The organism is Brenneria corticis, from assembly GCF_003115855.1.
GTDB lineage: Bacteria > Pseudomonadota > Gammaproteobacteria > Enterobacterales > Enterobacteriaceae > Brenneria > Brenneria corticis.
Genome location: NZ_KZ819094.1, coordinates 1 through 13,607, shown reverse-complemented (window position 1 = coordinate 13,607; position 13,607 = coordinate 1). Strand labels below are relative to the sequence as shown.

Below are 13,607 nucleotides of genomic sequence, written 5' to 3'. Positions count from 1 at the left end.
AAAGGGATGATAGGGCCTTATAGAGCGAAACGTCATACGGGCGCCCGCGCCAGGCAGATGGGCGCGGAGGGAAAGCGAAGAGCGGAGACGGTGGGGAACGGCGCCGCTCTGGCGCGCGGGCTGCTGGCTAGCGCGATCCTGTGCTGCGCGCCATTCGCCCACGCCGATTTGGGAATGTCCAATATCCAGCTTACCGCGACGCTGGTGGCAAACGGGTGTTCCGTCAGCGTGGGATCTCAGGAGCAAACCGTCGATATGGGCACCAGGGCGTCGAAGCAGTTCACCGCCGGCAACCGCAGCGCGCCGCCGGTCAGATTCGTCATCAATCTTGAAAGCTGCGGTCCGGCGACGTCCGGGGTAGAAACCGTATTCAACGGCAATATCGACGGCGACGACGGCACGCTGCTGGCGCTGAGCAGCGACAGCACCGCCGCCAACCTGGGGATCGCGATTCTCGATAAAGATTACCAACGTATTCCCATCGGGCAGGGCAGCACGGTCTATCCGCTGACCGCCAGCGCCGGCAGCGCGCAGCTGGTGTTCTACGGACAATACGTGGCGACGAAAAATAACGTGACTCCCGGTACGGCCAACGGGGATGTGACCTTTACGCTGAACTATCAGTAAATCCGCATCGCGCCCGGCGGCGGCTTTCAGAATAGGGGGGAAAACAGGTGATGGCGGCAATGGTGCTAAACTTTTATTCATTGTTTGCCTGCGCCAACCGTTTCCTGCCAGCCGCTTAAGGGTAAGTCGGCCGGCGTGGTTGGCTGTCCTTTGAAAGGAGCGCCTCGCCATGAAAATCATCGCTTTCCCGTCGCCTGGGCACGTATTGGCCGTCCATCGTCCTGATGGCGAGCGCTATTGATGTCGACGCCTGAACGTCGTTCCTCGTCCTCCCTCAGCCGGTTTCAGCCAGCCACTCAATCGTGGTTCGCGTCGGCGTTCGCCGCGGCGACGCCGGTGCAGCAGGCCGCCTGGGCGGCGATTGGCGCCGGCGACAGTACGCTGGTGATCGCGCCCACCGGGTCCGGCAAGACGCTGGCCGCCTTTTTGCACGCCATCGATCGGCTGTTTCAGGAGCGTGAGGATAATGCCGAGCGCGCGCGTCATACCGCCACCCGGGTGGTCTACATTTCACCGATCAAGGCGCTGGGCGCCGATGTGCGGCGTAATCTGCGCGCGCCCCTGGAGGGCGTCGGCGCTGCCCGTCAGCGGCGAGGCGACCCGCAGGTGGAACTGACGGTGGGTATGCGCACCGGCGACACGCCCGCCGCCGAACGCGCCGGTCTGCTGCGGCGCCCGCCGGATATTCTCATCACCACCCCTGAATCGCTGTATCTGATGTTGACGTCGAAAGCGCGGGAGACCCTGCGCGGCGTGACCACGGTGATTATCGACGAGATTCATGCGGTGGCCGGCGGCAAACGCGGCGCGCATTTGGCGCTGAGCCTGGAGCGCTTGGACGCCTTGCTGTCCGCGCCGGCGCAGCGTATCGGTTTGTCGGCGACGGTGCGCCCGGTGGAGCGCGTGGCCGCTTTTCTTGGCGGCGCGCTGCCGGTGACGGTGGTCAATCCGCCGACGAGCCGCACGCTTGAGGTGAAGATCGCGGTGCCGGTAGAGGATATGACCGATATCCCGGCGCGCGGCGCGGCGAATTCGGCAGCGGAAACGACCGGGCGCGCGGGGTCGATTTGGCCGCACGTGGAGGCCAGCATCCTGGAGCAGATTCTTTCCTGCCGCTCCACCATTGTCTTCGCCAATTCCCGCGGGCTGGCGGAGAAGCTGACCGCGCGCCTGAATGAACGCTACGCCGAGCGCTGCGCCGCCGCGCCGCTCCCGGAAGAGCCGGCCGCCTATTACGTCTCCTCTTCTGGCGGCACCGGGAAACGCGCCGCCGGCGAGCCGCCGATTCTCGCCCGCTCTCATCATGGCTCGGTGTCGAAGGAGCAGCGGGCGGAGATTGAAACCGCGCTCAAGTCCGGCGAATTGCGCTGCGTGGTCGCCACCTCCAGCCTTGAACTCGGCATCGACATGGGGCTGGTGGACCGGGTGATCCAGGTCGGCGCGCCGCCTTCGGTGGCGAGCGCGCTGCAACGGGTCGGACGCGCCGGTCATCAGGTGGGCGGCGTCTCGAGAGGCGTGATTTATCCGCGCACCCGGCGCGATTTGATCGACGCCGCGGTGACGGTGGAGCGTATGCTGGCCGGTCGTCTGGAGGCGCTGGCGCCGCCGCGCAATCCGCTCGATGTGCTGGCGCAGCACACCGTCGCCGCGGTGGCCGTGGAGCCGCTCAATATTGAAGAGTGGTATGCGCGGGTGCGGCGCGCGGATCCGTTTCGCGCTCTGCCGCGCAGCGCCTTCGACGCCACCCTCGACATGCTGGCCGGGCGTTATCCCTCGGAGGCGTTCGGCGAATTCCGTCCGCGCCTGATCTGGGACCGCGCCAGCGGCCTGCTCACCGCCCGTCCCGGCGCGCAGCAGTTGGCGGTCATCAGCGGCGGCACCATCCCCGATCGCGGCATGTTCAGCGTGATGCTGCCGGAAGGCGAGGAGCAGAGCGGCGCGCGGCGGGTCGGCGAACTCGACGAGGAGATGGTCTACGAGTCGCGGGTGAACGACGTGATCACCCTAGGCGCCACCTCCTGGCGCATCCAGCAGATCACCCACGACCAGGTGGTGGTGATCCCGGCGCCGGGGCGTTCCGCCCGACTGCCGTTCTGGCGCGGTGATGGCCTGGGTCGCCCGTCCGAACTGGGGGAATCCATCGGCGCTTTTCTGCGCGAGGTGGAGACGGCGACGGGCGGCAAACGACGCCTGACGAGCGAAGACGGCCCGCTGGCGGCGCGCCTTGCCGCCGCGGGGTTGGATGACAACGCGGTCAATAATCTGCTTGAACTGGTGGCGGAACAACGCGAGTCCACCGGGGCGCTGCCCACCGACCGCACGCTGGTGATTGAGCGCTGCCGCGATGAGAGCGGCGACTGGCGACTGATGCTGCATTCCCCTTATGGTCAGCGCGTGCATGCGCCCTGGGCGCTGGCGATCGCCGCGCGTATTCGCCAGCGCCTGAAGTTCGATCCCGCCGTCGTCGCCAGCGACGACGGCATCATTATTCGCATACCGGACGGCGTCGGGCGGGTTCCCGGCGCGGAGATGTTTGCCTTTGATCCGCAAACGCTGCGGCGGATCGTCGCCGATGCGGTAGGGCACTCGGCGCTGTTCGCCGCCCGTTTCCGCGAATGCGCGGCGCGCGCGCTGTTGCTGCCGCGACGCCGTCCCGGCAAGCGTTCGCCGCTGTGGCAGCAGCGCCTGCGCGCCGGTCAACTGCTGGAGATCGCCCGCGAGCATGACGATTTTCCGCTATTGCTCGAAACCGCCAGAGAGTGTTTGCAGGACGTTTACGATCTGGACGCGCTACAGGCGCTGCATCAGCGCCTGTACGACGGCGCGGTGCGGATGCTGGAGGTCGCCACCGAGATCCCTTCGCCGTTCGCGGCCAATTTACTGTTCGGCTACGTGGCGGAATTTATCTATCAGGGCGATGCGCCACTGGCCGAACGCCGGGCGTCGGTGCTGTCGCTGGACAGCGGTCTGCTCGGCGAACTGCTGGGGCAGGGCGAACTGAGCGAATTGCTCGATCCGCAGGTAGCGGCGCAGGTGGAACAGGAATTACAGCGCACCACGGCGGATCGCCAGGCGAAGGGCGCGGAAGGCGTGGTCGATCTGCTGCGTGAGCTCGGCCCCCTGTCGCTGGCGGAAATTACGGCGCGCCTGGCCGACGACGATCCCGGCGCGGCGCAGGCCTACCTGGAACAGCTGACGGCGAGCCAGCGGATTATTCCGCTGCGTCTGGCGGGGGAAGCGCGTTGGGCCGGCATCGAAGATGCCGCCCGTCTGCGCGACGGGCTGGGGGTCACGCTGCCGCCGGGCATTCCCGCCGTTTTCCTGCAAGCGGTCGACGCGCCTTTACGCGACCTGATCGCCCGCTATGCCCGCACCCATGCTCCTTTTACCGCGGCGCAGGCGGCGGCGCGCTTCGGTCTGGGTGTCGCCGTGGTCAACGAGCAACTGGCGCGTCTGCGCGACCGGGGTCGGCTTTTACCCTGCAACGTCGCCGACGGCGAGGAGGAAAACGACGTCGACAGCGGCGCCAGACGCCAGTGGGTATGGGAAGAGGTATTTCGTCGCTTGCGGGCGCGCGGGCTACAGGCGGCGCGCGCGGCGACCCGGCCGGTGTCGCGCGAAACCTTCGTGCGGCTGGTGCTGGAGCGCCAGGGCCTGTTCGCCGATGCCGCCGCGCCGACGTCGGCCCAGGAGCGGCCCGCGGCGCAGGGCGCGTTTGAAGGGGCTGACAGCGTCGCGCGCGTGGTTGAACAACTGGCGGGGCTGGCGTTGCCGGTTGCTCTATGGGAAAGCCAGATTTTCCCCGCCCGCGTGCGTGACTATCGGCCGGCCATGCTGGATGAGCTGATCGCCGCCGGCGAGGTGCTCTGGGCCGGCCACGGCGCGCAGAGCGACGGGCTGGTCTCCCTGCATCTGCGCGAACTGGCGGGCGAAACGCTGCCGCTGCCGGAGGAGGAAAACGCCGCGTCGACGCTCTCGGCGTTGCAACGGGCCATTCTCGAGGTGCTTGCCGATGGCGGCGCCTATTTTATCCGCCAGTTGGCGCCGCTCGCCCAGGCGCGCCTGTCGCTCGTCGACGGGCGGCGCGTTTCGACGCAGGTCACGCCGGAGGAGACGACGGAAGCCCTGTGGGCGCTCGTCTGGCAAGGGCGGGTCACCAGCGACAGCTGGACGCCGCTGCGTGCGTTGAGCGGCGCACGACCTCCGGCTCGTGCGCGCCGCCCGACCCGTCCCCAGCGCCATCGGCGCCAGGTGGTCGGCTGGGAGCCGGTGTGGGAACCGGCCACATCCGCGGCGGGGCGTTCCCGTGCCGGCGAAGCGGCCCTGAGCGGACGCTGGTCGCTGCTGGCCGGCGAGCCGGTCAATCCCACGCTCAGAATGCTGACCTGGGTCGAGAATCTGTTCGATCGCTACGGGGTGCTCAGCCGCGGCGTGGCGATGGCGGAGCAGGTGCCGGGGGGCTTTGCGGCGCTTCAGCCGCTGCTGCGCAGAATGGAAGAGACGGGCCGCGTGCTGCGCGGACGATTCGTCAGCGGATTGGGCGCCGCGCAGTTCGCCGAGCAGGGCGGCATCGAACGTCTGCGGGAATTGGCGCAGTCTCCGGCTGGCGTACCGGTGGCGATGTCGGCCAGCGATCCGGCCAATCCCTTCGGTTGGCTGATGTCCTGGCCGCCTCACCCTTCAGGCATTCGCCCAGCCCGGCGCGGCGGCGCCATCGTAGTGATCTGTGACGGTAAGCTGGCGTTCTATCTGGCGCAAAGTGGCCGCCAACTGCTGACCTATGGCGAGAAAAACGCGGCGGAGGACGTCGAGTGGTTCGCCGCCGGCGCGCGTGCGCTGGCGGCCGCGCTTAAGCGTGAGAAATCGCGGGTGTTCACGCTGGAGAACGTCGACGGCCAGCCGGCGGGCGCCAGTCCGGTCGCCAACGCGCTATCCGCGGCCGGTTTCTCGCGCGTGCCCAAAGGGTACGCGTGGTATGGCTGAGGCGGAGGATACCCGCCCAGTCGTCAGCCGGATGTGGCGAGATGCGGATGATAGCTCGTCGATTTGCAGCCAGTTGGCGTTGTTATAACCAATCAGACGGCGACGAATGAGAAAGGGCTTGCCATGCTCGGAGAACCGGTTCATAATGCGCCCATTCCAAACGTCGGTTTGCATTAAAGTCTGTTTAATCAATCGGTTATCAAATAAAGCTTCGAGCTAATAAGCTGTTTGGAATACCCACCATATGCGGGAATAGCTCAGTTGGTAGAGCACGACCTTGCCAAGGTCGGGGTCGCGAGTTCGAGTCTCGTTTCCCGCTCCAATTTCTTTTCTATAGATGTCCACCGATGTCTGTAGGTCTATGAAAAAAGAGCGAAAAGCTCTTTTTTTGTTTCCAAAGCAATCCATTGAAAACCACCCACGGCCAGCCTTTTTAAGGCCAGAATTGAGGCCAAAAAAACAGGGTGGCAACGCGTTGCGGATTGTTGCTGGGATCAAATAAAGGCAATGACAAGCATAGAGCCTGAGTCTCAACTTGGGAGCTATCAACATGGCACTTTCCGATCTGATTATCCGGCAGTCCGAAGCCAACGGTAAAACCTTTCATCTTCCTGATTGCGATGGCCTCGGTCTGGTTGTTTCGCCGGTGGGCGGTAAGTCATGGCATTTCCGCTATTACTGGCTGGGTAAACAGAAGCGCCTCTCTCTGGGCCGTTATCCTGCAATCGGCTTACGCAAAGCGCGCGCATTGCGTGATGAAGCTCGCGAGCTGTTGGCTAAAGGCATCAACCCCTGCACTGTTCGCAAACAAAAGCGGCAGGCCGCGCGTCTGGCCGCCGGACACAGCTTTAAAGCCGTCTATTCCCTTTGGCTTGACCATCGCAGACTCGAACTCAGAGAAGGGCGGCAAAGTACCCTGTCGCAAATCCAGCGTATTTTTTCTAAAGATGTGCTGCCCATTCTGGGCGAGCGTTCGATCCTTGAGATCCGTCGCTCTGACCTGCTGGAGGTGACTGCCCGTATTGAACGGCGCAAGGCGCTGACCATCGCGGAAAAGGTGCGTACGTGGTTTAACCAGCTGTTTCGCTTTGCGCTGGTGAAAATCGAAGGGCTGGAAACTAACCCGGCGTCGGATTTGGACGTGGTGGCGGCCCCTAAGCCACCAGTCAGGCATAATCCCTATCTCGCTATCCACGAGCTGCCGTCATTACTCCGGAAGCTGAGCAACTACGCAGGCGATATGCAAACGCAGCTTGGCATCCGGTTGTTGCTATTGACCGGGGTTCGCACCGGAGAACTGCGGCTGGCAACGCCGGATCAGTTCGATCTGAAGCGTGAGCTATGGATCATTCCGCCGGAGAATATAAAGCAGTTGCAGAACGCTATGCGCAGGCACGGCAAGCGTGCTCAGGCTATTCCGCCATACGTTGTGCCGTTACCCGCTCAGGCGCTCGACATTGTGCATCATCTGCTGGCGCAGATGAAACCGGCTCAAAAATATCTGCTGACCCATCGTAGCGATTTAAAGAAACGTATCAGTGAAAATACGCTTAATGGCGCGCTGCGCCGTATGGGGTATGCGGAACAACTAACCGGCCACGGTATTCGCGCCACCATCTCGACGGCGCTCAACGAAATCGGCTATCCCAAAATGTGGATTGAGGCGCAGCTTTCCCACGCCGACCCCAACAAAGTCAGCGCGGCCTACAATCATGCGCAGTATGTGGAACAGCGGCGGCGCATGATGCAGGAGTGGGCGGATAGTCTGGATCGCTGGGCGGCGAACGGAGCCGGTGAGGTTAATTATGGCGTTGCAAAAATCAGCGTACTTGAAAACACGCTGAAAGCCATGGCAGACGGTCGGATGCTGCCCGGTGATGGCATACCGTTTTTACGTGAGTTTATTTTGCAATGAGCAGGTTATCCCTTTTTCCACTGAACGACTTCACCGTCATATAGTTTCAGGATGATGTCTGCAAAGTCGTCGTCAAGGGTATAAAAATAGCTTTCAGGGACGTTAAGAACGCGGGCAAAGGCGCACATCGTTTCAAATGTTGGGCGATGTGTGCCGCTTTCATACTGGGAGACACGCGACCGTGCGGTGGCTTCTTCAATCCCAGCGAGTACCCCCAATTTTTCCTGCGTCATTTGGGCACGCAGGCGGGCAGCTTTAAGGCGAGCAGGTAACATAGTGACACCATCAATAATCAATATTGATGTCATGTTTAGCATTGCTTTACAGGTGAGTTGCTTAGAGTCCCTGAACAGAGTCGGCTTGAGATAAGAGAAAGGTCAGAGGGAATGCGCTTTATATTGGCGATAAAGGTCGAGCAGCATGGCCGCAAATTTATCATCAAGGGTGTAGAAATAACCCTCCGGCACATGTAGCACCTTCGCAAAGGCGCACATCATTTCGAATGTCGGGCGATGTATCCCATTTTCATACTGCGAGACGCGTGACCGCGCGGTTTCCTCTTCAATACCTGCCAGCGTACCCAGTTTTTCCTGAGTAAGATGCGCGTTTAACCGTGCGGATTTAAGACGTCCGGGAAGCATGATCAACACCCTAGATAAGCTATTGACTTAGTGTTTAGCATTACTTAACATCGTAGTTGTTTAGAGATGCTGAACATGGCGGATAAAATCATGGGGGAGAGGGTAATGAACGTTAATGACTGGCATCCGGCGGATATTATCGCTGGTTTGAGAAAACGTGGCACAACGCTGGCGGCGATCTCCAGAGAGGCGGGATTAGCGTCATCAACATTGGCAAATGCGCTGACGCGACACTGGCCGAAAGGCGAGCGCTTGATTGCCGAAGCGTTGAATAGACAGCCGGAAGAGATCTGGCCTTCCCGCTATCAGGGCATCAGCCGTGGTCAGGGTGGGGAAGGGGAGCAGGATTGAAAACCTGAAGGGGCTTGATGGCTGTTTATGATGTTGTCTGCTGGCAGCCGCGTCTGGGATACCGTGAAATAGGGCAGAGTGCCTTTTCCCTTTTTCTGGCAGGTCCGTTGCCCCTTAATATCTATTCCCTTCGGCCATTTCCTGCCTTTTTGATCCCGAAAACCCTTTTTATCGTCCAAGATAGAGCGACACGATCTGTAATCTTTCATGCCCCAGCTCCCGACTAATGATTTGCCGCGTTTCATGGTCGATGGTTTGTTGTTCCTGCGTCAGGTAGTTATAGCCGGGGCCACCGGCGGCGGGGGCCAGCCAACCGGTCAGGATTTCATAGCGCATCTGGGCGTAACGATGGCGTAAACCGTGCATACCGCTGAGTCCGGCGTTTTTGCACTGACCGTCATACAGATGCCGCTGCTGGATATAGGTTTTCTGCGCCGGGATTAGCGAACCGGCTCCCGCCAGCGCGTGGGCTTCATCCAGCACGGCCCGTTGTTCCGGCATGGTGATGGGGACGGTACGTGCTTTGCCGCCTTTGGTCCATGTGCCTTTCAATGCGATATGGTCGCCCCGGTCAGCATATCGGGGCTGGAACAGCAGGCACTCTTTGCGGCGTAGCCCAAAGGCAGCCTGCAAACGCAAGCTCATTTTTACCTGCGGGTCGCGGATACGGTCGAGCCGATCGTTCAGCGTTTGGGCTTTATTCTGATTGGTGACATAGCGACGTTTGGGAATGCCCAACTGGTCGTTGTCGGCGGGCAGCAGGCCCGGTTTGCCAATCTTCTCCGCCCACCAGCGCAGATGCGCCAGCCGGTTCTTTAGTGTGCCGGCGGACAAATCTTCCGATTGCCAGCGCGTTAGCAGGGCAGTGATATGCTTACCTTTAAGCGAAGTAGCGCGCATCTGGCGGAAACCGGATTCGCGCAACTGGCGGGCAATCAGCGTCAGAGACCGTTTTCTGTCTGCCTGCGTGGTATGGCTGCCGTCCCGGTTTCGTCGGCAAAGCTGGTTCAGCGTCCATGTCAGGTCATCCAAATCAGCCTCCTCTTTGTCGGTCTTTTTGCTACAGTTAATTCGCTTGTTCTGAGAGGAAATCGGGTTAGTGTAATTGCCAACTCGCCGCATTCACTGCGACAAGATCCCCGAAGGGCAGGGGCCAGACGCTCAGAACGTCTGTTGCCTCAGATTGAGGCATCCGCCTTGTTTCCTGCTGGAAAGCCGGGCGGAGGGTATTGCCTGAAAAACGTGATAAAACCTCCTTTGTTGCAGATGGATGAAAAGAAAATGCGAGCCTGCGGCCCGCTACGGATAAGAGACATTGATTAAATTGGGCCAGTAATACCCTGAGAGAAAAAAGGCTCAACCCGATTAAGGGGCGACGCTGAGAATGAGCCGGAAGCGTCTGGATGGCTCCATCCTGATCGGACAGACACTCGCAGGAGCCAATGCCTTTGGGATGGCCGGATGGGTACGGCCAGCGCAGCATATACGCTGCGCCATGTTTTCGGTGTTCAGACCCGCCCGAAGATTGTTGCAGGGGCAGTATGCCGGAGCATCGTCACGCAGGCAGCAATGAATAGGGTGTTGCACCAGCCCATATTATTGCGGAGTTGCATCAAGCCGTCACTGCGGCGGCAGTGACGGCTTGATGTTGGCGCAGATCGAATAAACGCTAAATGCAGGGGCGGGGACAGTGTTATCTGCTAACGTCGAGGGTGGAGAAAGAACAGTAATCATTTGGTGTGAATCGGGCTTTGAGCAGGATGCTTTCTCAGATAGACATAACAGTAGTAAGGTGCGGCTAAATCTGGCAGTCGGCTAAGAGCGAACAGCGGTCGTTCATAGACATAGGGAGCAATGACACGACGGATCAAGTCCAACACGTCAACTAGGCAGGCTCATTCCAAAGATAATTGCATAGTGTCTGTTGGACCAGTGGTAGTTCATTCCAGCATGTGTTAATCCTTTGAACTTCTGACTATTATGAATCTCTTTGTTGTGGTACTGTGTAAATTTACAGTTTTTTTAGCTGTTCAAATTACCAGTAAGCACTTTTGCTCACTCCGTATAAAATGCTTCTATTTTATACATGTTATGGGAAGTTATCATGGCTGAAGAAGCAGGGCGCTTAACGTTTTTTGATGTCACAAAAGCAGGATTTTATAACCTTAAGGATGAAATTCAGGAAAGCGCAGATATTGTTAAGATTTTAGATTGCTTAACAAATTGGGTTTGCTCGATTTCTTTTGAAGAAACTTTACCTTTAGTTGATGACTCTAGGCTTCGAAAAAAAGTATATTGTCGCGGTGTTCATAAAGATGAAAACACTGGCGACTATTTTTTCGTTTTATGGAAATCTGAATTAGATGGCAACGGCAATCTACAGGGAGTAGCGCCTGACTCAAAGGTTAACTCCTCATCTAATGATATAATAATGCTGTCAGATGATATGACCGATGGTGTTAAGTATATTTGGGGGAAGCCTTGCTATTACTGGTATATCTGTGAGCTGAATAAATTTGCTGCAGTTAGATTTCCACATTCTAATTCAGATACATATCTTTTTGGCCGTTATATTAGAGATTACGCTAACTTCAGAATGCCTTACCCTGGTAGAAAAATTGCTGAAGTATGTAGACCAAATCCTGGTGGTAAGGAAATAAAATTCAGTACAGTAACTTTTGATAGTGATGATGGTGAATCCAGAGTAAGATTTCTTTTTGATGCAAAGCAATATATGAAAAAGGCAGGAAGAGTAAATATTAAAAAAATAAGAGATTCGATCACTCACATTGTTATAAGAGATACTATTGGAGCAAAGGTTTCAGACAAAAGAGCTTGGTGGGTTAGGGCATTTGATAAATTTCCTGTTTTGCGTGATGAAGTCCCTAAAACTCACAAAGAGCGTCAGATTGAACTGATTATTGAAGAAAGGCCAACGGAAAGGCAGATTGATGAACTCTTTGATTTTTATGAAGAAGATTATGCTTCCGGTTCGTCATGGAATAACATTGGTTTCAAACAAGGCGGTAAAAATAGTCAAACCAAATGGCTTGATGAATATGTTATGCGCGATTACTTGAATGCAACATATTCTGCAAGCGACAATGTTCATATTTCTGCTGAAAAACTTGCTGATTTAATAAACTCTAAACGCAAAGAATTAGTTAGTGGTTTAGATAGTAATCAAACAGATATTATTCAGGTGATGCCGTCGGAAAATAGTGACGGAGTTGCCTTAGGAGGATGATGTGATAATAAAGTTTATTATCAGTGTTATCATTTTTGCCATATTGGTCAGTGGAGGTTACTGCCTTTCCGAAAATGTAACGTACTCATATTTAACTGATTTGCTTAGTGTATTGCAAAATACATCAGCGATGATTTTTGCTATTGCGGGTATTTGGTTAGCCTATTTGTACCCCAATGCCATTGCAGGATTGATGAAATCAGAGAAAGTCGATTTTTTGGCAAGTAAAAACGAAGCGAAAAGAATCGAAGGCATGATATTCATCATCATTCTTTCAGCTTTTGTTTTAGTCCTTGTCATTCTATTTTATACTTTCAATGCAATTTTAAGAGGCTCTGACCTATATTACCATAACAAAGATGTTATAAAGGGATTAGGGGTTTCTTATGTGGCAGGAATACTATACGTACAGCTGTATTGCGTAACAGAACTTATACGTAGGAATGTTTCTTTTATCAATAGATTATATTCCGTTATTAATGAAAAAGAGTTGGAGGAAAAACTGTAATTTATATTACAGCTAGTGCCTTAGTGAAAGGCACTAGTTAGGTGATGCCGGTTATCATACATCCTTTTTTGTGCTAGACTGGTGAGATAATAGACATCTTGGTCACTATGCTCTGACATAATAGATCAGTTTAAAAAGTTAAATAGATTGATGTAAGAATGGAAAATTCATTCCAAAACATGATGCTTTTCAAATATCATAAATTTGATAAAAGTAGCCTAGGATTATTTATTCACCAAGAACTATGGTTTGCATTTGCTGCAACTTTGAATGACCCATTCGAGGCACAATCATCATTCGATGAAGTATTAGATGATGTGTGTGCTCATTATCTATTACCGCTAAGTTTACGAAAAAAATACGAGAGTTTTCTTGCAGATCTACTAAGCTCAGTTGGAATATGTGCATTCAGCAAATCTCGTAAAAATACACTCATGTGGACCCATTATGCTGATGAGCATAAATGTATTTGCATCGGATTCAAATAATACAAAATTAGGCCTAAAGGTTAAAATATTTATCCTATTGATGCTACTTATCAAGCTGATTATTCCTTTGAAGATATTGTTAAATATATTTATTATTTTGAATAGTTCCCAAGGTTGAATGATTTAAATAGTATTGCAGGTGATATTTTATTCTCAATTATTGTACTAACTACTCAAGTTGGAAATATGAAAGAGAACACCGACTAGTAATAATGAATACCGGGACGAGAAAATTTGAACCTGAAGTGGTAGACTCTATCTCTTTTGGGATAAGAATGGCAGATAGAGACAAATACACAATGCGTGCTTTACTGTCGGGTGCTAAATGGGGTCACGTAAAATGGTTTCAGCCAGTTAAATCCACTATCAAATATTCATTTTATTTTCAACATATTGAGTAAATAAATTACTTACAAAGCATATAAACTACTACATTTAAGGAACGCTTCTTTTGTTAGTCTCACTTCGGTGAACAGAACTCAATTCATTGAAGCAACGTGGTGTTTCTATGTCCGCTCTTAGCACAGGCTGTGTGAAAATTCTGGCCGAAAACTGAAGTGCGGTAGGCTATGCAAAATCTGAAATCGATCGACTGGTTAGCCAGAGTCGAATTTTACGTAGGGACGCGGGTTTCAGCTCTGTGGATTTGACCCTATATATCCAGACGTTTTTGCTCTCTTACGGTTGCGATAACTTCCTGCGTATATATTCCCGTGGTGAGCGATATCCCAGTGCATTATGCGGATGATGTTCGTTATAATGACTGAACGCCACCGCCAGATTCATCACCGCTGCCTCGCTGTCCGGTTTCGGCATGATGCTGATGTAGTCCCGTTTTATCGTCTTC

Annotated in this window: 10 protein-coding genes and 1 tRNA gene; 7 read left to right on the top strand and 4 right to left on the bottom strand. The window is 55.2% G+C overall.

The window, feature by feature from the left end; translation table 11 throughout:
- The first annotated feature begins 6 nt into the window (after positions 1–6).
- From DDT56_RS20370 to DDT56_RS20355, 4 genes are all read left to right on the top strand, one after another.
- Positions 7–627 carry a fimbrial protein gene (locus tag DDT56_RS20370; protein ID WP_246856833.1) on the top strand — a complete coding sequence of 207 codons (621 nt, stop codon included), beginning with the start codon at positions 7–9 and terminating at the stop codon, positions 625–627.
- A 240-nt stretch (positions 628–867) separates the two neighbouring features.
- Entirely contained in the window at positions 868–5,610 is a 4,743-nt protein-coding gene (locus DDT56_RS20365) for an ATP-dependent helicase (protein ID WP_136168219.1), read from the top strand.
- 246 nt (positions 5,611–5,856) lie between these two features.
- A tRNA-Gly gene (locus tag DDT56_RS20360) sits at positions 5,857–5,932 on the top strand.
- 228 nt (positions 5,933–6,160) lie between these two features.
- Positions 6,161–7,525, top strand: coding sequence for a tyrosine-type recombinase/integrase (locus tag DDT56_RS20355; RefSeq protein WP_136168218.1), 1,365 nt, complete (start codon positions 6,161–6,163; stop codon positions 7,523–7,525).
- A gap of 5 nt (positions 7,526–7,530) precedes the next feature.
- Here DDT56_RS20355 and DDT56_RS20350 read toward each other — a convergent pair whose 3' ends face one another.
- The gene (locus DDT56_RS20350; RefSeq protein WP_136157889.1) at positions 7,531–7,800 is read right to left on the bottom strand and encodes a helix-turn-helix domain-containing protein; all 270 of its coding nucleotides are present in this window, start codon (positions 7,798–7,800) and stop codon (positions 7,531–7,533) included.
- Between the two features lie 102 nt (positions 7,801–7,902).
- Complete coding sequence (locus DDT56_RS20345; protein ID WP_048637299.1) at positions 7,903–8,166, bottom strand: helix-turn-helix domain-containing protein; 264 nt, start codon at positions 8,164–8,166, stop codon at positions 7,903–7,905.
- Positions 8,167–8,271: 105 nt separating this feature from the next.
- On the opposite strand from DDT56_RS20345, the gene DDT56_RS20340 reads away from it, so the two are divergent.
- Complete coding sequence (locus DDT56_RS20340; protein ID WP_136168256.1) at positions 8,272–8,517, top strand: helix-turn-helix domain-containing protein; 246 nt, start codon at positions 8,272–8,274, stop codon at positions 8,515–8,517.
- Between the two features lie 168 nt (positions 8,518–8,685).
- Here the strand turns inward: DDT56_RS20340 and DDT56_RS20335 are convergent, their stop codons facing one another.
- Positions 8,686–9,549 carry a phage integrase N-terminal domain-containing protein gene (locus DDT56_RS20335; RefSeq protein WP_136168217.1) on the bottom strand — a complete coding sequence of 288 codons (864 nt, stop codon included), beginning with the start codon at positions 9,547–9,549 and terminating at the stop codon, positions 8,686–8,688.
- Between the two features lie 1,072 nt (positions 9,550–10,621).
- Between DDT56_RS20335 and DDT56_RS20330 the strand changes: the two genes are divergently transcribed.
- On the top strand, positions 10,622–11,764 hold the full coding sequence (locus DDT56_RS20330; protein ID WP_136168216.1) for a hypothetical protein: 1,143 nt from the start codon (positions 10,622–10,624) through the stop codon (positions 11,762–11,764).
- A gap of 1 nt (position 11,765) precedes the next feature.
- Positions 11,766–12,272, top strand: a complete 507-nt coding sequence (locus DDT56_RS20325; RefSeq protein WP_136168215.1) for a hypothetical protein — start codon at positions 11,766–11,768, stop codon at positions 12,270–12,272.
- Between the two features lie 1,166 nt (positions 12,273–13,438).
- Here DDT56_RS20325 and DDT56_RS20320 read toward each other — a convergent pair.
- A partial coding sequence (locus DDT56_RS20320) for an integrase core domain-containing protein (RefSeq protein WP_168197656.1) occupies positions 13,439–13,607 on the bottom strand: 169 nt, incomplete at its 5' end.